The organism is Colwellia sp. 75C3 (genome assembly GCF_002836255.1).
GTDB lineage: Bacteria > Pseudomonadota > Gammaproteobacteria > Enterobacterales > Alteromonadaceae > Colwellia.
The window spans coordinates 194,697-216,192 of record NZ_PJAU01000047.1; the positions used below are offsets into that span (position 1 = coordinate 194,697).

The following is a 21,496-nucleotide window of genomic DNA, read 5'->3' on the forward strand; positions in this document are numbered from 1 at the left end:
TATCTAGCTTTTATTGCTGCACAAATTTTTATAGGTGAAGTCCATACCCAGCAATGATTGTAAAAATACCTTTTTATTATCATGTGATAAATATGACTTAACATTATGCTCATCCCATAAATCTAAAAACCATGACTTAGGATGAGCAAAATTAAAAGCGTAAGACTCTACTTGACCATCTTTTAGGTAAGCTAGTTCATCACAATACAATGCTAAATCAGCTCCTGCACCAGAGGCACCAAGCGCATTAACGTTCTGTAAGCCAAACCCTTTGTTTAATGCGAAATCATTTTCATTAATGCTAAAAATTAACGAAGTATTGTTTGATAATATGCCCGTTTCTTCACCTGTTGGGTTCTCATTAAAATGAGTGAATGTTTCAGATGGTGTAGCTGCGGCTATCATACCGACTCTAAATTGAGGGAAGTTCGGAATAGGGTGGGTTTTGTTTTGACCATTTCTTAATTTTTTGAAATGGGCATATTCAGGAGATTTAGGATCTTTTAAGTCAGGCAAAGCGCCATAAGGGTCGCCAAGTGTAGCTCCAATAATAAAGGCTCCAGAGCTATGAGTGAAAACACTCACGTTTGGTAGTTCGACATTGTTATTAGCGTAGGCGGTTTGTACTCCTTTAAAGAGTTGTCTTAAGTTGAAACCTACTAAAGGGCCTGATGATTGAGCACTACTCCATGCGCCAGATAAGGGTAAGCCTTCAAATCCGTCCCAATAAATTTCAACAAAAAGTGGTTTGTTTTCTTCTCCGGTTAAAGTTGTAACTTCCTTCTTAACTAGTTCGTACATTGGCGCACTGTCTTTAACCGTATTGTTGAAACCGTGTATTAAGAAAAATATTCGCTTAGCCTTATTATTTGAAGCGTAACTATAAATTTTAGTTCCTGCATTTTTCCATAATTGTGTTTGTGCACTCAACCATTGTTCATTTGGGAAGCATGGCTTATTCTTCACGTCACAGGTTTCATTTACTACAGTTTTACACAGGAGTTTTGCATCACCCGTTAGTGCTCTATTTGAAGAACTACATAGGTTTCCAGCAGTACTTTGATCGTAAAGACTACCAGAAAGGTCTTCATTTATTTGGTTGGTTTGATAACCATTATCAGGGTACAAATTACCGAAGGCATCAATATATAACTTAACGGTATTGCCAGAGGTGGCATTATTGTTTTTTAGTTCATCATTTTTACTTGCGGCATCAAGAAAATAGACATTTGACGCACAGCCACTAAGAAATAGAGCATAGGCTACAACAATTAGATAAGTTGTCATTTTACTGAACATTTTAAATTCCTTTTTAAGTTGAAAACATTATTTAAACAATAAGATTGAGTTTTAATATTTTGATGTCAGATTTTGGTTCTCTTGTTTTTTTACTCTGTTTTATCATCCCATTTTATATCTTAGGCATAGTAGAAATTTCACAGACACCTTCAAAGTCTATTGTTCTGTGTTCAGTAAAAATTGAACCTTTTAACTTTAATGACCTTCTGTCAAGTTTCATTATGTCTGAGTCAGTTGTTGAATTACAAACGTAATGATCTTCTGTCTTTGTAAGCTTCTCACACTTAATATTTAGACGGCCATACTTTACACGACTCATGCCATCAGTGAATGTAAGATATTCAATACGCTCTTTTCTAAATGATCTTCTATCATTGCTGATCTCTTCATTTACTTTACACTTTAGCTTCAAATCAGTTTCTTCTGCATTAGCAAATAAAGGTAAAAAAGCTATGCTTGCAACGACCAACGACCAACGACCAACGACCAACGACCAATTTTCATGTTATATCCTTTTTTTATTTTCGTTTTGTGATAACTAAAGTATCTAAAGATTTAATTTGTTTATAATTCTTAACTTCAATTTCAGTTTTAGTTAACGCTAAATTGCTAGTATGACCAATATGTAAATTACTAGAGCTATCATATTTAGATATGTTGGTATGCATAAGGCCATTCCTCGTTATGTTTAAATCACTTCGACTATCACTTAGTTTGTTTTGTCCTACGAAGTAAGTTGAATAGCCCTTTTTAGAGAGTATTTTACAATCATCCGTTGCTCCCCATGTATAATTTTCACTGGGAATATTTAGAAAAGTAGTACCAAAATCGCTCGACTGGTATGTTCCTTTTTCATCGTTGATTATTACCTTGCGGCAATCGCCCATATAGATATTATCTCTAATGTTTCTAATTTCTTTATCTATAATGGTATTAAGTAACGGACCTAAGGGCGCGGTGTTTTCTCCTGCTTTTATTACACTTATTCTATCGCCACTATATGAATTATAAAGTAATACATCCCCTGAGCTATTAACCCTAATGTCTGAATTATAACTGGAATAACCCGTTCGATATTTATCATGGGTTTCTTTAATACCTTTAAATTCAAATAACTTGGTTTGTCGATTCAAATCTAGCTGTAACCAATTTCCCCCCTTGTTTTTAGAGCGGTAAATATTTCCTTTAGAGTCTTTGACATATAAAACGCCCTTGTCATCGCTATGTATTTCCTCAATGACCCGTCTATGCTGATAAATTTTTAATATTTTAGTTACCGCGAAGGTGTTTTTATCTATCATTGCAACGTGACCGTACTTATTCGCTCTATCTGTCGCATCATAAATCACGAAATACTGCCCTTGGTAAACATCTGATTTGGGAACATGTAAATAGGCTATTTGGTCAATTTTATTTGTTAAGTCTATAAGTGTTGGAGTATTAGCATTAACGTTGAAATTTATTAAAAGCAGTAGAATGGGAATTATAGTGACTTTCATGAACTATCCTTTTTTATTTTTTAAATTAACTTATTAATACTAAAAACCTGTTTTGATACCTCTAAATTTTAGGTTCACTGGCAACTTCACAAGTGCCTTTTAGTAAGTCATTCATGCCATCGCTAAATAACCTGTATTTAGTGAAATTAAGTGTCCTTCTATTCAATTTCGTCTTTATGGTATAGCTACGATCACCGGAAAAATATTTTCCGTCACAACTATAGAATTCATCAGATTTTTCTACATTTTTACACCCCTCAACCCAGTCGGTAGGCTTTAAAGTTTTCATGTTTTTTGTAAATATTAGTAAAACTGTTACTTCCTCGGGCGTAAATTCTTTTCCAGAACCGAACGCACCTGTATGAATAGTTTTACATTGAAGCTTTAAACTACCGCTTTCTGCATTGGCAAAAGGGGCTAATAGCACCATGCTTGCAACGACCAACGACCAAATTTCATGAACTATCCTTTTTGTTTTTCAACATTAATTTACTAATACTCAAAACCCGTTCTAATCACCTTAAACTCATAGCCTTTGCTACTTGCAATACTATCGTTCAATTCATCTTTGGCTTTACGCTCAGTTTCATAATCCCAGTAAGTACATTTATCTTCATTAAACTTAGGATAGTTAGCGCTGCGATATTTACTAAATGAGCTAATTACCTTACCTGAGCTGTAAACAGCGGGTTCTGAGTTATAAAAAACACTTGAGTAAATGGCGACATTTTGCTTGGTGTCATATGTTTTTTGTATATAACCTGAACAAGAAACAAAACCCCAAGGTTGTTTGATTTTTGCACTTGCAGGCAAAGCAGAAAAAACTAGTGAGGTTGTCGCTAAGGAAAGCAGTAGGGTGGTAATGGGCTTAGATATAGGCATGGTAAATCCTTTTTAATTATTTTTTATTGCTAATGACTATAGTGCTTTATAAGTAACCAATCAAATAGTTTTGCTAGTTGCTAGTTGCACAGTTAATATACATTCATATATAAAGGAATGAGCGATAAGATGCAGCTAATAAAAATAAAATACTTACCCCAATTATGTTTATCAGTAGGCGTGTTGTTTTTTACAACGAATGCTTTTGCAGTAAATGAACCTGAAATGGTCGCTATTAAAGGTGGCTGTTTTCAAATGGGCAGTAAAGTTTCGGAACGGGAGCAACCCATTCATAAAGTGTGTGTGAAAGACTTTTACATGGGTAAACATGAAGTCACCTTTGCCCAGTATGATGAATACGCCCGTGCAACGGGTAAACCAATACCAGAAGATGAAGGTTGGGGGCGCGGTAACCGTCCGGTAATAAACGTAAGTTTTGATGATGCCCGTAGTTATGCCCGTTGGTTAGGGAAAACTACCCGCAAACGTTATCGCATTCCGTCAGAAGCGCAGTGGGAATATGCGGCAAGAGGCGGCACAACATCGCGTTGGTTTTGGGGCAATGAAGATTTTACTTACGACACTTTTGCCAATTGCAAAGGCGGTGAATGTGGTGACAGTTATACTCATACCTCTCCTGTAGGAAGCTTTATGGCGAATCCTTATGGCCTATATGACATGGCTGGTAACGTATGGGAATGGACTAACGATTGTTGGAATAGCACCTACGAAAACGCACCTAATGATGGCAGTAGTTGGCTTGATGGTGATTGTGAAAATCGTGTTATTCGGGGTGGTTCGTGGGGCGATTCAGTGTCGAACCTGCGCTCTGCCGATCGCCACTCCGTTACGCGCGATGAGCGTTACCTCAGTCTCGGCTTTCGTTTAGCCCAGGACAAGCAATGAACGCAGTGAATGTTTCCCTTTTGGGCGCAGCCCATTTTTACGCCGCAGGCGTTTTTAATATTGTTTTTATTGGTTATTAATGTAGCGCTTTAAAGATGTTTCATCAAATCATCATGTTTGATAGTTGATAGTTGATAGTTGATAATTTCTATGTCAATCTGCTTGAAAAACATTCAAGAGGGAAGTTCGAAGATGAAAAAAACAATGATAATCAACTTTATATTTATGAGTTTTATATCGTTTAATTCATTGGCAAATGAGGATCCATCACTAGAACATACCATGGATTTTATTGTGAAAAAATTCGAAGAGTCTGTTTGCCATTACGATCACACTAACACTAACCAAAGAGTAGGATTTGTTTATCATAAAGAACTACAAGATGTGACCTTTGATTATAAATCTAAAGTCTTGTCGTACACTGTGGTAAGCGGAGGAAGGGATTTAAAAAGAAGCCCCTTTAAAATCGACTTCAGCTTGGCATATCCTCGCGTGAATACTTTTATTGAATCGGGTGTAACAGCAGGCTGCATAAGACTTCAAGTATTTACACCTAATGATTACCACCGAATTTATATTAATAATATTGATAATATACCTGAACGTTTAGTTAAGGCTCTAAATCATGCAATTATTTTATCTGGGGGTAAAAACGAGGCTTTTTAATTTGTGCCTATTATGCTCGGTGGTACTGTAAAATTGAATAATTCGGGTTTAGCTGAAGCTAAACTTCTTAGTAAACGCAAATACCCTACTAAAAAGTTGACAATGTTACTTTGACAGATTATTTAATTTAGATTAAATAATCTGTCTTTAAGAAAAATATATTGTTTATTCAATTAAATCATCATCTAATTCAACTTTTTCTATTTCCATATCATCATCATCTTGATGAAGGAAATATTGCCCTGCTAGTTTTCCTATCCAATAAGGGGCTGTATTTTCCTTTCCTCTAGAGGCGTTACTGCCATGACCAAAAGTAACTTTGTTGTCATCGTCTCCATAATCGGCAATATGTACACACTCATGAAAGATAGTATTCACAATGCTTTCATGGCTTCTATAAAGCTTTCTTTTATTCAAAAATAAAGTATTAGGGTGCTTGCCTGTAACATATGCATTGGCTTTTGAAAATCGCCACCAAGGTTTATATAGTTTTATGGTAACGTTAGTATTACAGTTTCGTATTTGCTCAGAAATAGTTTTTGAGGAGGTTTTTGAATAATCAAATTGTGGTGCTGATGTTATATCTTGCCAAAAATCAACGTGTTCAGAATTACTACCTTCAAACAACTCGTTAATAAATTTAACGCACTCATTTATTTTATCATTTTTTCCATTAAAAATAACTTCCATGAATTTTCCTTATTATCAGTCAATGACGCTTTTTTAGAATAATGATGAAAAAACTTTAGTGATAGCTTGTTATATTTTCAAGTGACACAGTGAGTTTCTCAGTTAAGTTATTAGCTAACTTACTCTCTAGCTACTACTTTTAATATTACTAACAAGGAGGTAGAGGGTTTCCTTGTGCTAATTCTTCAATAATAAGGAATAAATAATGGATATCAATGGAAAAATTATTTTAGTATCAAATCGTGATGTACACCCCAAGGAAACTACTGTTAAATTATTTGGGGAAAATTTAAATGCCAAAGGGGCTGAACAACTTTTTGATTCAAAGAATTTTGATAGAGATCTATTTTAAACTTAACGTGTTGAGTGTACTTAACTTTAAGTAAAAATAGCACTAACAATTTATAGTATTAAAAATTCAGTTCCAGAGACTATTTATTTTAACGGATATTGGCAAGTTGTGACTTGTTTATATGGGAGTAACTATAGTGCTAGAAAGATTTTGTCTAAATATAAGGACTTATTATGTTTTTTAATAAAGTAGACTTATCTGTCAGTGCTCAAGCTGATGATTACTTAGCTTATTGTATCAATAAGCGAAATCAATTTTCACGATATGCAACAGCCTGGAAGATAACTATGAGGGGCCTGTTGCTACTCTCTATTTTCATGGCTAGTTTTGCTGCTTTGATCCCTGCTATTGAAAGTTGGATTGATTTTCGTGGTTATTCTCAAGAGATATCTACCATGTTTGCCGCATTAGCTGCCCTTAGTTCTGCAATTCTTGGTACTCTGAAATGTGAAGAGAACTTCCTGTTTAATCGTAAGCAACGACACGATATGGAACAAATTATTGTTGATTTATCCGATCCTGACGTTGAGTTGCAAGATATTAGAGGAAAAATTAAAGGCATTATGAATGAGAGAGGGGATAGAGAGTAAATTGTATTTACCACAATCACAATAGCGTTTAATATATAATGCAAGGTGATGATTATTTTGACACATTATGCTTTATTTTATGCGCTGGTTGTCAATATATGGATTTATTCATGGGAATTGATTAATAAGTAGAACCAGTAAAATTAGTACCTGTAGGGGAACGGTTTTTGTCAGCTTATGGTTTAAGGACTATTAATTGCAATAATCCTGCGCATGCAAGCGTTGTTACTACCGGTTAAAGTGCTGGTATTTTCAGGGCACTAAGCAGATAAGTTACAGTGATTAATGTTTGTCATTAAGCCGTCACAAATATGTAATATAGTTAACTTAGAAAATCCTCTTTATAGAGGATTTTTTATGTCTTATAACATGAGTTCAATTGAAGTCTCACCACTAATAACAGATGAAATAAGAGTTGATAAATGACAATTAAAGTAGGTATAAACGGCTTTGGTCGTATGGGAAGGTTAATTTTACGGGCTGCATGGCATTGGCCGGAAGTGAAGTTTGTGCAAATTAATGACCCTGCAGGTGATGCACCAACGCTGGCGCACTTACTTAATTTTGACTCTATTCATGGTCGTTGGCAATATGAGGCAACAGCTGAAAACAAACTTATGTATATTGAAGGTAGTACGTTAACGGTAAGCCAAAACGTTGATATAGCTGAAACAGATTGGTCTGGATGCGACCTTGTTATCGAAGCATCAGGCGTAATGCGCGATAAAGAAAAGCTACAAGCTTACTTTACTCAAGGAGTTCAAAAGGTACTTGTTACTGCGCCGATGAAGTTAGCCGGCGATGATTCTGATAGTGATATGGTTAATATCGTTATGGGTGTTAATCAACACTTATATCAATTTGATGAGCATAGTATAGTCACTGCAGCTTCATGTACGACTAACTGTTTGGCGCCAGTGGTTAAGGTATTGCAAGAGTCGGTAGGTATAAAACATGGCAGCATGACCACCATCCACGATATTACCAATACCCAAACCATATTAGATGCCCCGCATAAAGATTTACGCCGCGCACGTGCTTGTGGTCAGTCTTTAATTCCAACCACTACCGGCTCAGCTAAAGCTATTACTGATATATTTCCTGAATTAAGAGGAAAATTAAATGGTCATGCGGTTAGAGTGCCACTGGCAAACGCTTCATTAACTGATTGTGTTTTTGAAATGCAACGAGATGTCACTATTGAAGAAATAAACCAGCTAATGTCTGATGCCGCGGAAGGTGAGCTAAAGGGGATTTTGGGTTATGAAACTAAACCTTTAGTGTCAGTTGATTATAAAACCGATGCCAGATCTTGTGTTGTTGATGCCCTATCGACCATGGTTATTAATGGCAGCCAACTGAAAATGTATTTATGGTATGACAATGAATGGGGTTATGCGAATCGTACCGCTGAGCTGATGACCTTAATGGCAAATAGCTTAACCGGCACTTCTGAAGCAAAGCTTAACGAGTCATAGTTTGGCTTCATTTAGCTCTTTATCGCAACCGGTAAAAAAATATAGTGCAATCACCGCTAACTATTGGGCATTTACCCTGACAGATGGCGCACTGCGCATGTTGGTGTTGCTGTATTTTTATCAGTTAGGTTATAGCCCTTTTGCGTTAGCGACATTATTCATTCTTTATGAAGTCTTTGGTGTCGTCACTAATCTTGTCGGTGGTTGGCTTGGTGCTCGCATTGGTTTAAACAAAACCATGCTCATTGGTATCGTTATTCAGGTTGTAGCCCTGCTGATGTTAGCGCTGCCAAGTGAATACTTAAGCGTTGCTTATGTCATGTTTGCGCAAGCATTGTCGGGTATTGCCAAAGATCTTAACAAAATGAGCGCTAAATCGAGCATTAAGTTGCTGGTTGTTAAGGCAAATAAGGAAGAGGGAGATAACAAGTTATTCACATGGGTAGCTTTACTTACTGGCTCAAAAAACACCCTTAAAGGTGTTGGTTTTTTTCTAGGAGGCTTATTACTCACTACGTTTGACTTTCAATTATCAGTGCTGTTAATGGCAATTGCATTAATCATTGTCGCTTTAAGTACTTACCCTATGTTACGTGGTGAACTCGGTAAAACCCGCTATAAAGCAAAATTTAGTGAGTTATTTTCAAAGAATGCATCGTTAAATTATTTATCCGCGGCGCGTCTATTTCTGTTTGCGGGTCGTGATGTCTGGTTTGTTATTGCTTTACCTGTATATTTGGCAAGTCAATTACAGTGGCAACATCAAGCAATCGGTACTTTTCTCGCCTGTTGGATTATCTTTTATGGAATCATTCAAGCGAATGCACCAAAAATTCTGTCACTTCTTAGTGGTAGTGGAGAAAAATACTCACATCAGAAAGTCATACTCTGGTCAGTATTATTGGCGTTGGTAACGTTGATTTTATGTCTCGCTATCTATCTTTTTCCACAAAGTAATGAAGTGCTTATCATAGGGCTCTTTATATTTGGTGCTGTTTTTGCGATGAATTCATCACTGCATAGTTATCTTATTGTCGCCTTTGCTAGGGATGAAGGTGTCTCTATGGATGTTGGCTTTTATTATATGGCCAATGCCTTGGGCAGGTTACTTGGGACTATACTCTCGGGGTTAATTTATCAGCAAGTAGGCTTGCTCGCCTGTATGTCTTTTGCCTTCATATTCACTTTACTTGCCAGTTATTTTGTTCGAAAAATAGCATGAATATGTAAATATTACGGTTTAACTCTCAGGTGAAATAGCTTTATACTGCTTTAATCGCATTTATCGGTGAATACCGAACTGCTTATTAAGGAATTTCTGTTTGTTGTGCTTTGCTAAAAAAAACTATCAAGCGATACAAATCTTTATCATTGTTGCCTGCCTACTATTGCCAATGCTTAGTGTTGCTCAAGAAACAATTGATCTGAAAGAATTTAATCTTGTTGCAGAAGAAGTCAAAGAGCTTAAAAAATCAGACCTAGTCGGCTCCCTCAAAAAACTAACTGTTTATGAAAACTTACTTGATGCGCTAACTGTTGAACAAAACTTACTCTATTTTAAGTTACTCACCGAGATATATCTTGAGCAGAATAAATATGGTATTGCTAAGAAAACGGTAGATAAGGGACTATCAATAGCGAAAAGGCTTGCCAGTCCAAGCATAATTATTAGTGAATTATTATATCTAAAGGGCTTTGCTTACGAGAGTCTAGGTGACATTAGTCAAGCCACAAAAGAGTATAAAAATGGCTTGGAAGTTGCTGAGTCTTTACACAATAAAATACAAGTTGCCACGGGTCTTATTAACTTAGGCGCAATTTCTTACCTTACAGATGATTTAAAACGTTCCTTAGTTTTACTTAATGATGCCTATAACATTGCCGGACAAACCGATGATGAAGAGCTTAAAGGCACTGTTAATACTGAATTAGGCATTGTCTATTCCTATTTACTGCAAGATGAACAGTCAATGGCTTATTATCAGCAATCGTATGTACACTTTAAAAAGGCCGGTATGTTACTAGCCGCACATAACAGTTTAAATAATATTGCGACGAATTATATTAATAATGAGAATTATCAACAAGCAATAGCTGTATTCGAAACTATTATCGAAGAATCAAATAAAGATACCCCAACTGATAATATGTTTACTCTTTATTCTGGCATGTCTTGGGCACATCTAGCTAAATCGGACAGTAACCCTGATCTGGCATACCAATACTTGTTGATGGCTAAGAAATATTTACAGTTTACTGAGAAGCTCGATTTTCGCTTACAGTTTTATTTCGATGAGGCTAATGTTTTATATGACTTAGAGCGCTTTGATGAAGTACTAATAAGCATCGTTCATATTGAAAAGATATTGGCTAATCATCAGGACATGCCCATGGTTAAAAAAGAGGGTTATGTCAGTATTATCAACCTCAAAGCCGCCGTTTTTCACAAAAAAGGACAGTTTCAACAAGCTTATGAGACAAAGTCTAGAGTGATAACGTTAACAGATAAGTTATATGAAAAAGAAGATGATCGCTCTATTACGCAAGTTCGTCTTAGGCTTGAAGCGGAAAAAGCAGATAAACAAAGTAAGGTATTACATAGCCAAAAAGTACTGCATGAGGCCAGTTTGAATAAAGTAACTTTAGAAAATGAAGAGCAACGACTTTACCTCATCATTAGTGCTTTAGTCGCTTTAGCTTTTGCTTGGGTTCTGGTGAAACTAGTTCAAAGTCAGCACAAGCTTAAAATTGCTTCTAGTATTGATCCACTTACTGGCGCGGCCAATAGACGTAGTTTAATGATAAAGTCTCAAGACGCTTTTAAGCTTGCAAAATCAAAGCAATCTGATTTAAGTATATTGATGATAGATATCGACCATTTTAAAAACATAAATGATAGTTCAGGTCATAGCATCGGCGATAAAGTGTTAGCGAACGTGGCTTTGCTTAGCGCTAATATGATGCGAAAAAGTGATGTTTTTGGTCGCTTTGGCGGTGAAGAGTTTATGGTTTGTTTACCGAAAACTACAATGAAATCGGCAATGGAAATTGGCGAGCGTATTCGCTTAAGTATTCATGAATACCCGTGGGATTATGTGGGTAGTGTTAGTGTCAGTGTGGGCATCGCTAGCTTAGAAAATGATATCAATTTACTCAGTTTAATCAAAAGAGCCGATGAACAATTACATCAAGCTAAAGCATCAGGAAGAAATAAGGTGTGTGGCTAATGAAATTTATCAGTCAAAGTGTTTTGATGATGTTATTCCTATTGTTATCTTTTTCTTCGATTTGTCAGGCAAGCGAGCCTGAAAATATGTCCACAGAAGTAAAAGGGAAAACGAATAAAAGTAAAGCATTGAATTTACCGGTAATGAAAATGTTGCCTATAAATACTGATTTACTTACCCTTATTGCTCAATTAAAAGAAGTAACGAACAATAGTCAAAAAATTGAAGTAGCACTTGCACAACTGACTTTATCGAAAGCGCCCCTTAATGCTGCGGAGCAATACTTACTTCTGGTCGCACAAGTTTTGTTAAAAGAAAATGAGAGTGGAAAAAAGATTGATAGTGCAGCTATTGTTACCCTCTTAAAACAAGCAGATAAATTATCGGAAAAAATTTCCGAGCAACAATTATCTCATCCTGAATTCTTACAACTGCATTTACTTTTAGCTGACCACTACGCTAGGTTAGGTAAATATGAATTAGCGTACTTGGAAAAAAAATCCTATCAGAAAAAATATTATATTTACCGTAAAAATAAGCGTTTGGCTATGATTGCTTCTTTAGAGCAATCATTTGAAGTAAAGGGAAAAAAAGCTAATAATGCTTTGCTAGAAAGTCAAAATAAGTTGAAAATTCGCCGAGTTGCTGAAGTACAAGATGAAAAATCAGCGCAGCAAGATAATTTGACGCTGATTATCGGTACCGCTATTGTCTTTGTATTACTTTTTTTCAGGCAGTTAAGAATACGTAATAAACTTATCTTATTAACGCGAACAGATGGCTTAACGGGTTTAGCAAACCGCAGTGCTTTGTTTGAACGGGGCCAGAAAATGGTGGTGAATTTTACTTCACAACCAACCGAATTATCAGTGTTATTGTTGGATTTAGATCACTTTAAAAAAATTAATGACAACTTTGGTCATCAGGTTGGAGATGAAATATTAGTTATAGTGTCTCAGTTAGTTAAAGAGACTATGCGTTCTCGCGACGTATTTTCTCGTTTAGGGGGAGAGGAGTTCGTCGCTTTATTACCTTTCGCTGACAGTAATAAAGCGAAAGCAATTGCTATGCGTATTAATGACAAAATAGCACAATATGACTTTTCAGAAATAATGTTACAAAGCAAGGTCACTATTAGTGTTGGTGTTGTAACGATGAAACATAGCCAAATAACTTTTGATGATTTATTGCATAATGCAGACTTGGCAATGCACCAAGCGAAAGAACAAGGCCGTAATACCGTTGTGTGTTATCAGGATATTGCCGCAGAGCAAGAAAGGCGGGCTAATTAATGCTTTTGTTACTTTACCTATTTTGTCTAAGCGCATAATCAGATAAGCTATAGCCGATATCATCAGGTTGTGGTTCTGAAGGCATAAGCAAAGCCATAACCTTAAAAAATACAAATAATTAGACTCGACATATCAGGAAAACCAATTCATGTCAGATGCGCTCGAATATAGCCTTGATGGAGTAGAACAAGTCCCATTAAGGCGTTTTACTGAAGAAGCTTATTTAAACTATTCCATGTACGTAATTATGGATCGAGCATTGCCACATATTGGTGATGGCTTAAAGCCCGTACAAAGACGTATAGTTTATGCTATGTCAGAGCTTGGTTTATCTGCGACGGCTAAATATAAAAAATCGGCACGTACTGTTGGTGACGTATTAGGTAAATTTCATCCTCATGGTGATAGTGCTTGTTATGAAGCGATGGTGTTGATGGCGCAACCTTTTTCATATCGTTATCCTTTAGTTGACGGTCAAGGCAACTGGGGTGCACCCGATGATCCTAAATCGTTTGCTGCAATGCGTTATACCGAATCTCGATTATCACGTTTTAGTGAAGTGCTGCTCGCTGAATTAGGGCAAGGTACTGTTGATTGGCAGCCAAACTTTGATGGCACCATGCAAGAGCCAAAAACGCTACCTGCGCGTTTACCTCATATTTTACTGAACGGTATTACCGGTATTGCTGTTGGTATGGCAACCGATATTCCTCCGCACAATGTCCGTGAAGTCGCTGATGCCTGTGTGCATTTAATTGAAAACCCTAAAGCAGAAGTAAGTGATTTACTCGAGTTTGTTAAAGGCCCTGACTATCCTACAGACGCCGAGATTATTACCCCTAAAGCTGAAATTGAAAAAATTTACCAAACAGGGCGTGGCAGTATAAGAATGCGCGCTGTTTATGATGTAGAGCAGGGAGATATTGTTATTACCTCACTGCCTCATCAAGCATCTGGCGGTAAAATATTAGAGCAAATTGCCGGACAAATGACAGCGAAAAAACTGCCGATGGTGGTTGATCTTCGTGATGAATCTGATCACGAAAACCCAGTACGCCTTGTCATCATTCCACGTTCAAACCGTGTTGATGTTGAACAATTAATGCAGCATTTATTTGCTAGTACCGATTTAGAAAAAACGTATCGCGTTAATATCAACATGATAGGGTTAGATAATCGTCCAGCGGTTAAAAACTTACTGGTCATTTTATCTGAATGGCTTGAGTATCGTCGTGAAACAGTACGTCGTCGTTTACAGTACCGTTTAGATAAAGTATTGGCCCGCTTACATATTCTTGATGGTTTATTAGTTGCTTACTTAAACATTGATGAAGTCATTGAAATTATCCGTGGTTTTGATAATCCAAAAGCGGAATTGATGTCTCGCTTTTCATTATCAGATACGCAAGCGCATTCAATTTTAGAAATAAAACTACGTCAACTTGCCAAGCTTGAAGAAATAAAAATTCGTGCAGAGCAAGATGAATTACGTATAGAACAAGAATACTTAGAAAAAATCCTTAACTCAAAAGCGCGTATGAGTACGCTGATGAAAAAAGAGATTCTTGAAGCCGCAGAACTCTATGGTGATGATCGCCGTTCTCAATTAGTTGAACGTAGCGAATCAAAAGCATTAACCGAAAAAGATTTAGTACCAAGTGAGCAGGTAACTGTGGTGGTATCCGACAAAGGCTGGGCACGTTGTGCTAAAGGACATGATATTGACCCTACCAGCTTAAGTTATAAAGCGGGTGATAGTTACTTATGTGCCTCAAAAGGTCGAAGTAATCGTCCTGTGGTCTTTATTAGCTCTGATGGTCGTGCTTTTACCACCGACGCCCATACCCTGCCAACGGCTCGCTCTCAAGGGGAGCCATTAACTGGACGCTTCAATATTTCGCCAGGCAAAGCTTTTGTTCATAGCATAATGTCGGATGATGATGATGCTAAGTACCTATTAGTCAGTGATGCCGGTTATGGTTTTGTCAGCAGCTTTACTGATATGGTCAGTCGAAATAAAAATGGTAAGGCATTAATTAGCTTACCAGAAGCCGCGAAAGTGATGGCGCCGACCTATATTAATGATATTGAAAATGACAATTGCCTGACGATTACCAGTGAAGGACGTATGTTAGTTTTCCCAGTTAAAAACTTGCCAGTATTGAGTAAAGGTAAAGGCAATAAGATTATCAATATACCTTCGGCACGGTCGAAAACACGAGAAGAATTTGTTAGTTTACTTTGTATAATCCCTGAAGGCGCAGCAATTACCTTACATGCCGGTAAGCGCAAGCTTACGTTAAAATCGGCAGATATAGAGCATTATAAAGGCGAACGTGGTCGTCGTGGTAATAAACTGCCTAGAGGTTTGCAACGTGTTTCAGAAATAGAGATTGAAGGCGCTACAGGTATTACTGAAAATGATGATGAAGCAGCTAAAACGAGTGAATAGCGTTATTACTTCTAAGTATTGATAATTAGTATTCTATTGTTAAAGGCATAGCCTTTAAATAGTCAGTTAGTTTCGACACATATCAAAAAGGCCAACAAATTATTTATATTTGTTGGCCTTTTTATTAGGTTAGCTTTTATCCTGTACTTTAAGACATTGTTTTTAGCGGTCACCTTCAGTACATGACCTATCGAATACTTGCAGAACTAAAGCAAATACTTGGTTGGCTGCATTTTTATATTGGCTTGTGGAAAGCTACTGCTGGTATAAAGCAAACGATCTTTAGTTGTTATATAAGTAATGCTGTCATTCATCGATATGGAGTTTAACGGTAATCTAACCAACGGGGTTTGGATTTTGTTTTTAATATCGTAAGCTATTAATTGATAGTGGTCATCAAAGGTTTTTTGATAATAAACGTGACCTTTCTCAAAAGTCCATGCGTATAAGGTATTAAAGAATTCGCCATCAATTACCTTATCTGCATCACGGGTATCATGAATGTTTTTTTGCCATAAACCTCGCTTAAGTTTGGTATAAAGCAAAGTATCGGCAGTTATCATTACACCGTGACGAGCACCATCAAAAGTAAGACGTTTAGTACTAGAATCAACAATATTTATACTATAAATGTCCGTATGTTTGTCGCCATAGATGGCAGAGATAATCGCATTATCATTAAATGACCAATTTGGGCGGTTATGCTGTATAAAAGGACTTTTCAATAAGGTAACCCGTTCGTTTTCAATGGAGTAAATATATATTCCATCTCCTCTGTCCTCAGATAAGGGCGCTAAAAAGGCAACTTTTTTCCCGTCATGTGACCATTTAGGATAACGAATAGTTTGCTTTAAATTGGTTAACTGTTTACGTGAGCTGCCATCGGGTTTTGCTGACCAAAGTTCATCAAAGCCCGATTCATTAGAAGAAAATACCACTAAGTCAGTTATAAAACTGTAATCAGGTGATTCATAAGTGAAACTTGATTGTAATACCGGGAAAGGGCTACTGGCTATGGCACCATTGAGCTGTAAGCTCACCAATGAAGAATTCTCTTTTCGTTCTTGGTAATACAGCTGTTGTGATTGTTTGGCAATACTTGGGTAACTAAAGCCAGTTAAGTTTAATGCCTGGCTGACTCTGCTTTCAATATCGATAACATGACCAAAACGATTATCAGCACGTTGTGCAGCAAAGACTAACTTTTGACTATCACCAAACCAAGACATACCGACAATATCTTCCTCATCAAAAGTAAGCTGTTCGGTCTCTTGGGTTTCCAGATTAATCAGGTAAACATTTTCACTTAAGCGATTAACTCGTCTCGACACAGCCATATATTTCCCATCAGGAGAAAAGGCCATATCTCTATCTTTATAGCTACAATCACGGTCACAAGAAAAGCGGGTCATAGCGAAGTTTTTTGACGTTAAATCAATAAAGTAAATGCCTGTTCTTTTTGCTAACGCACCTTTGTTATACACAGCAAGTGTTTTATCATCAGGAGATATATCCAGATAATAATAACCACCTTGCATAGGGCAAGTGGCTATTTTTGTTTCTTGCTGGCTAAGTACTTTTAACTGTATGTAGTGACAAGTATTATTTGCTTTATGCTTACGGGAAAAATACAAATATTGTCCATCGTTACTCCAAACACTGTGTCCTTCGATAGCATTATCAAAGGTTAATTGCTTGGGCGGCAATTCTACTTGATGAGTATCTTTCATAAATAAATTAGTGGGTTTATTTGTTAGTACCTGGCTATAAACTAAAAAACGGCCATCGGGAGAAGGGGAAGGAAAAAGCTCACTACCGGGATGTTTAGTAATAGCGGTAATTTTAGGACTTTCATCATTAGGTAGTTGCTGGATAAATAGCATTACTAACAAAGAGATGATTAACGTGAGTAGTACATAGGTACTGTTTATTTTTATTTTTTTAGTACTGCGTACGCTATTTTCTGAGACGTTTTCTGGTTGCTGTTTGTTAATAATGCTTTGTTCTTGGTATGCAGAGTTATCTACCGAGTTTTCAACTGAGCTATCTACGGAATAATTGATGGAGCTCTCAACCAATTCAGGGTTGGCTACCTTGCTTGTTGTTGATGTTATCGTTTCCCACTGTGGTGTAGGCATTAACTGATAGCCAGCTTTGCGAATGGTCTTTATTACTTCTTCTTCACCTTCGACGCTCGTTAGGGTTTTACGCAAATGCCAGATAGCATTGGTTAAACTTTTTTCACCGACAAAACTGTCTTGCCCCCAAATGTGATCAATGAGTTCATCCCTTGGTACAACCCGGCCATGGTTTTTTGCTAAATAAACGAGTACTTCGATAAATTTAGGCTGTAATGATTTTTTGTCACCGTCATTAATTTGAATACTAAATTCAGAAGGTGTTACTTGATAACGGCTAATTTTGAATGACTTATTACGCATGATGTGAACTATTGGGTGCTCAGTTTGGTATGTTTTATGGAATGAGAGAATTGTCGAAACCAGTCCTTCTTCTTATCTTCTAACCTCTCCTTAGGTTAAATTCATGCTAACAAAATTATCAAAACTAAGTAACTTTTTTATCTGACTTTTTGTCTTTTTGTTTAAAATCATCTCACAATGTCGTTAAAGTGTGTTTATTTGTCAAAATTGTAACTGTTTGTTTTTGAAGTGTTATGTGCTTGTTTTCTAATAATAGATATTAAATCGATGTACAAATGACTTTCTATAGATTGCATAAGAGGGCTAAGTTTTTTAAAACAGAGGAAAGCTTAATTTCATCTACGTTTATTAACAAAAAGTTACTAGAAGTTGGAGTGTTTGCTTTTGTGAGTTTTGCTTATTACCGGATCTGTCATGACACGTTTTATAAGTAGCTCAATCATTTCTATTAGTTGCCAATTAGCTTCCTTTAGAGATAACCAAAAATAGAAATGTAAAAAATAATAAAAATATAAAAACATAAAAATATAACTAAACAAAAACATTAAGAGAGATGAATGATGAATAAGAGTCCAATCACCATCGCAATTCAAGCTGCTATATATACTGCCATTGCTGGTAGTGCTATCGCCTTTGCACCAACTACTTTCGCTGCAGATGCTGAAAATGCAGTTGCTAAACCTGTTGTACAAACAGCACCAGCAGAAGAAGCAAAAAAAGCTAAAGCAGATGAGAAAATTACCGTAACAGGTTCACGCTTACGTCGTGATAGTTTTAGCGTAACAACGCCATTAGCAACTATGGGTAGTGATGCCATCCAAGATACAGGCTTAGGTTCGTTGTCAGAAATCTTAATCGATGAATTACCACAAATATCTGAAAGCAGCAGTAACAGTAATAGTCAATCGAGTGTTACTGCTACCGGCCTTTCAACCATTAATTTACGAGACCTTGGCTCTAGTCGAACACTAACCTTAATTGATGGCCGACGTGTAGTATCAAATAGCCATAGTAGTAACTCGGTAAGTTTATCTACCATTCCTAGTGGCATGGTACATAAAGTTGAAGTTATCACGGGTGGTGCATCTGCAGCTTATGGCTCAGACGCAATTGCTGGTGTAGTGAATATTATTACTCAACAAGATAAAGAAGGTTTCTCACTAAAAGCGCGTGGTGGTACAAGTACAGAAGGTGGGGCTGAAGAATTTACTTTAGATCTAAACTTCGGTACTGAATTCGCTGAAGGGCGTGGTTACATGTTCATGAGTTCAACTTATGATAAACAATATGGCTTAACCTACGAAGACCGTAAGCGAGCTCAGCAACAAGAGTCGCATTTTTATGACAATGAAAGAATGTGTAATGCGATGATCACGAGTGCAGAGCCAAAAGATGGCGAATGTATGCGTGATACTACCAAGGCTGATTGGCGTGGTTTAAATGATGCTATCCCAGGCGGTGTTTTTCATGAAGGTAAAAGTAGTGTTGGTGGATTTTGGTATGAAGGCCAAACGCTACGTGATGACTGGGTAGAAGAAAAATACGGTATTGATACCGATCAGTTTGTGCAGCTTAAGACGCCTGATGAAGGTATCAATACTGCTATTAAAGTAGATTTTGAAATCAGCGATGATATTTCTTTTTATGGTCAAATTCAACATAGCTTAAATAAATCATTTAATAGTAAAGCACCAGAAAGTGAAGATGAAAGTGATAAAGTTGTTACTTATAATCCTGCTACGGGTGAATTTGGTGAAGTTATCATGGGTAAAATTTCTCGTGATAACCCCTATGTGCCACAAGAAATAGCTGATGCTGGTGGTAGTAGCATTAAATGGGATAGAAATTTCGCTGAAGTAGGTAATATTTATACCGATAATACCCGTACTACCATCCGCAGTTGGGCTGGTTTACAAGGTACTATGCTTGATGGTAATTGGGATTGGGATGTATCGGTAGGTTACGGTAAGTCTACTCAAGAACAAATCCGTGGTAATGAAATCAATACTATCAATGCCGCATATGCGCTAGATGCAGAATATGCTGCAGATGGTGTAACAATTCAATGTGCTGACGAACAAGCAAGAGCTGCTGGTTGTTTGCCTATGAACGTCTTTGGTGAAGGTTCTATTACGCCAGAAGTTGCTGATTATATTCGTGCTAATCCAACGATAGATACAACGGTAGAGCAATTAACTATCACAGGTTATGTAGCGGGTGATTTATTTGAAATGCCAGCTGGCCCAGTAGCTTCTGCTTTTGGTTTTGAGTGGCGCAAAGATTCACAGGAAGTTGAAACGGGTGGTGGCGCGACAGAAGGTGGTGTTACGTTTAACTATGTTCCTGAGTACTCTGGTGAAGTTAAAGTTGCTGAAGTTTTCGGTGAAGCAGCATTTCCATTATTAAGAGATGTGACAGGCGCTAAAAGCTTAACAGCGGAAGTATCAGCACGTGTTGCTGATTACAGCTGGTCAGGAACAGGCTTAGTACAAAGTTATAGAACAGGTTTAGTTTGGGAAGTTGTAGACGGCTATGCTTTACGTGCTAACTGGGCAAGAGCGCAACGTGCACCATCAATTGACGATTTACTTTCACCTCCAGCGGGTGATTATGACTCATATTCTGATATTTGTTACGGGACTACTGCTACCTCTGATGATGCTGGTCATGATAACTGTCGTAAAGAGCCAACTATTGCTGCAGCCATTCAACTTGATGGTGAGTTTGATGAAAGTGATAATAATTACTCACCAAGTGTTGGTAATGAAAACTTAATTGAAGAAACCGCAGATACCTTTACTTTTGGTTTTACCGTAGCACCAAAATTTGTTGAAGGTTTACGTATCGCCGTTGATTATTATGACATTGCCATTACGGATGCACTTTCTAGTTACTCAAATGACGACATTATGGAGTATTGTTACGATTCATCATTAGCTTGGGATGAAAAAGGCGGAGACAACGCATTTTGTAATGACTTGAAGCGTGACGAAGATGGCTCACTTATCGAAGTTATGCAGCGTAATTATAACGTTGATGAAATCAGCACCAGTGGTGTCGATTTAGCGTTAGAGTATGTTTATGACTTTAATAGCTACGGTAGAATCAAGTTTAAAACAGATTGGACTCACGTGCTTGATTGGACTAAAACGGTACAATCGCCAGATGGTCCATCTACAGAAGACTATGTTGGTTATTACGACAATGATATTTATGATACTCAAGGTTCAGCATCACTGACTTGGTATAATGATGATTGGCGTGTTCGTTGGAGTACTAAGTATAAAGGGCCAATTTCAGTTAGCCAAGGTGATGAAGAAGATTGGCTTGAAGATATGGCAGGCAACGATGAAAACTGTGTTGCCGGTAATGACGAGTGCATAGCGAATCCTGAAGCTTTAGCCTTTAATGAAATCAGTTCATATATCAAACACAGTATCTCAGTAACTTATTCTATGGACTTACCTAACGATAGCGATTTACGTTTATCTGGTGGTGTTAATAATATCTTTGATAACCGTGGTGAATTCAGTACTGGTGGTCGAGGACATTTCTATAGTGGTTACGGAAGTAGTGTAGGACGTTATGTTTACCTTGGTGCAGAATTACGCTTCTAGGCGAATATTGTTTTATTAATAATTTTGGAGGCAAACACTGTTTGCTTCCATTTTAAATCCCCACATGGATGTGGTTTTATTTTTGTATCACTAGCTTAATTTTTC

Annotated in this window: 17 protein-coding genes; 10 read left to right on the forward strand and 7 right to left on the reverse strand. The window is 37.1% G+C overall.

Going from position 1 to position 21,496, the window contains the following annotated elements; translation table 11 throughout:
* Nucleotides 1-3: 3 nt before the first annotated feature.
* From CXF85_RS10180 to CXF85_RS10200, 5 genes are all read right to left on the reverse strand, one after another.
* Nucleotides 4-1,299 (reverse strand): hypothetical protein, encoded by a 1,296-nt coding sequence (locus CXF85_RS10180; protein WP_101228415.1) that lies wholly within the window; start codon nucleotides 1,297-1,299, stop codon nucleotides 4-6.
* A 112-nt stretch (nucleotides 1,300-1,411) separates the two neighbouring features.
* Nucleotides 1,412-1,789 carry a hypothetical protein gene (locus CXF85_RS10185; RefSeq protein ID WP_101228416.1) on the reverse strand — a complete coding sequence of 126 codons (378 nt, stop codon included), beginning with the start codon at nucleotides 1,787-1,789 and terminating at the stop codon, nucleotides 1,412-1,414.
* A 28-nt stretch (nucleotides 1,790-1,817) separates the two neighbouring features.
* Complete coding sequence (locus CXF85_RS10190) at nucleotides 1,818-2,798, reverse strand: hypothetical protein (RefSeq protein ID WP_101228417.1); 981 nt, start codon at nucleotides 2,796-2,798, stop codon at nucleotides 1,818-1,820.
* Nucleotides 2,799-2,859: 61 nt separating this feature from the next.
* Nucleotides 2,860-3,228 (reverse strand): hypothetical protein, encoded by a 369-nt coding sequence (locus CXF85_RS10195; protein WP_101228418.1) that lies wholly within the window; start codon nucleotides 3,226-3,228, stop codon nucleotides 2,860-2,862.
* 62 nt (nucleotides 3,229-3,290) lie between these two features.
* The gene (locus tag CXF85_RS10200) at nucleotides 3,291-3,680 is read right to left on the reverse strand and encodes a hypothetical protein (protein ID WP_101228419.1); all 390 of its coding nucleotides are present in this window, start codon (nucleotides 3,678-3,680) and stop codon (nucleotides 3,291-3,293) included.
* A 129-nt stretch (nucleotides 3,681-3,809) separates the two neighbouring features.
* On the opposite strand from CXF85_RS10200, the gene CXF85_RS10205 reads away from it, so the two are divergent.
* Together CXF85_RS10205 and CXF85_RS10210 are read left to right on the forward strand one after the other, a co-directional pair.
* On the forward strand, nucleotides 3,810-4,586 hold the full coding sequence (locus tag CXF85_RS10205) for a formylglycine-generating enzyme family protein (RefSeq protein WP_157829069.1): 777 nt from the start codon (nucleotides 3,810-3,812) through the stop codon (nucleotides 4,584-4,586).
* 192 nt (nucleotides 4,587-4,778) lie between these two features.
* Nucleotides 4,779-5,252 carry a hypothetical protein gene (locus tag CXF85_RS10210; RefSeq protein WP_101228421.1) on the forward strand — a complete coding sequence of 158 codons (474 nt, stop codon included), beginning with the start codon at nucleotides 4,779-4,781 and terminating at the stop codon, nucleotides 5,250-5,252.
* Between the two features lie 165 nt (nucleotides 5,253-5,417).
* On the opposite strand, the gene CXF85_RS10215 is transcribed toward CXF85_RS10210, so the two are convergent.
* Nucleotides 5,418-5,942: a hypothetical protein gene (locus CXF85_RS10215; RefSeq protein ID WP_101228422.1), complete on the reverse strand. Its 525-nt coding sequence runs from the start codon at nucleotides 5,940-5,942 to the stop codon at nucleotides 5,418-5,420.
* A gap of 205 nt (nucleotides 5,943-6,147) precedes the next feature.
* On the opposite strand from CXF85_RS10215, the gene CXF85_RS22770 reads away from it, so the two are divergent.
* The 7 genes from CXF85_RS22770 to parC all read left to right on the forward strand — a co-directional run bounded on the left by CXF85_RS22770 (nucleotide 6,148) and on the right by parC (nucleotide 15,333).
* On the forward strand, nucleotides 6,148-6,294 hold the full coding sequence (locus CXF85_RS22770) for a hypothetical protein (protein ID WP_157829070.1): 147 nt from the start codon (nucleotides 6,148-6,150) through the stop codon (nucleotides 6,292-6,294).
* Between the two features lie 173 nt (nucleotides 6,295-6,467).
* Entirely contained in the window at nucleotides 6,468-6,884 is a 417-nt protein-coding gene (locus CXF85_RS10220) for a hypothetical protein (RefSeq protein WP_101228423.1), read from the forward strand.
* Between the two features lie 422 nt (nucleotides 6,885-7,306).
* Nucleotides 7,307-8,362: an ArsJ-associated glyceraldehyde-3-phosphate dehydrogenase gene (locus CXF85_RS10225; RefSeq protein WP_101228424.1), complete on the forward strand. Its 1,056-nt coding sequence runs from the start codon at nucleotides 7,307-7,309 to the stop codon at nucleotides 8,360-8,362.
* Nucleotide 8,363: 1 nt separating this feature from the next.
* Nucleotides 8,364-9,584 (forward strand): organoarsenical effux MFS transporter ArsJ, encoded by a 1,221-nt coding sequence (gene arsJ / locus CXF85_RS10230; RefSeq protein ID WP_101228425.1) that lies wholly within the window; start codon nucleotides 8,364-8,366, stop codon nucleotides 9,582-9,584.
* Nucleotides 9,585-9,687: 103 nt separating this feature from the next.
* Nucleotides 9,688-11,589: a tetratricopeptide repeat-containing diguanylate cyclase gene (locus CXF85_RS10235; protein WP_232771148.1), complete on the forward strand. Its 1,902-nt coding sequence runs from the start codon at nucleotides 9,688-9,690 to the stop codon at nucleotides 11,587-11,589.
* On the forward strand, nucleotides 11,589-12,881 hold the full coding sequence (locus CXF85_RS10240; protein ID WP_101228426.1) for a GGDEF domain-containing protein: 1,293 nt from the start codon (nucleotides 11,589-11,591) through the stop codon (nucleotides 12,879-12,881). The genes CXF85_RS10235 and CXF85_RS10240 overlap by 1 nt, the downstream gene beginning before the upstream one ends.
* Nucleotides 12,882-13,029: 148 nt before the next feature.
* Nucleotides 13,030-15,333 carry a DNA topoisomerase IV subunit A gene (gene parC, locus CXF85_RS10245; RefSeq protein WP_101228427.1) on the forward strand — a complete coding sequence of 768 codons (2,304 nt, stop codon included), beginning with the start codon at nucleotides 13,030-13,032 and terminating at the stop codon, nucleotides 15,331-15,333.
* Nucleotides 15,334-15,539: 206 nt separating this feature from the next.
* Here the strand turns inward: parC and CXF85_RS10250 are convergent, their stop codons facing one another.
* Entirely contained in the window at nucleotides 15,540-17,774 is a 2,235-nt protein-coding gene (locus tag CXF85_RS10250; RefSeq protein ID WP_101228428.1) for a winged helix-turn-helix domain-containing protein, read from the reverse strand.
* 560 nt (nucleotides 17,775-18,334) lie between these two features.
* Here CXF85_RS10250 and CXF85_RS10255 point away from each other — a divergent pair.
* A complete protein-coding gene (locus CXF85_RS10255; protein WP_101228458.1) occupies nucleotides 18,335-21,391 on the forward strand; it encodes a TonB-dependent receptor domain-containing protein in 3,057 nt (1,018 codons plus the stop codon).
* The last annotated feature ends 105 nt before the right edge of the window (nucleotides 21,392-21,496 follow it).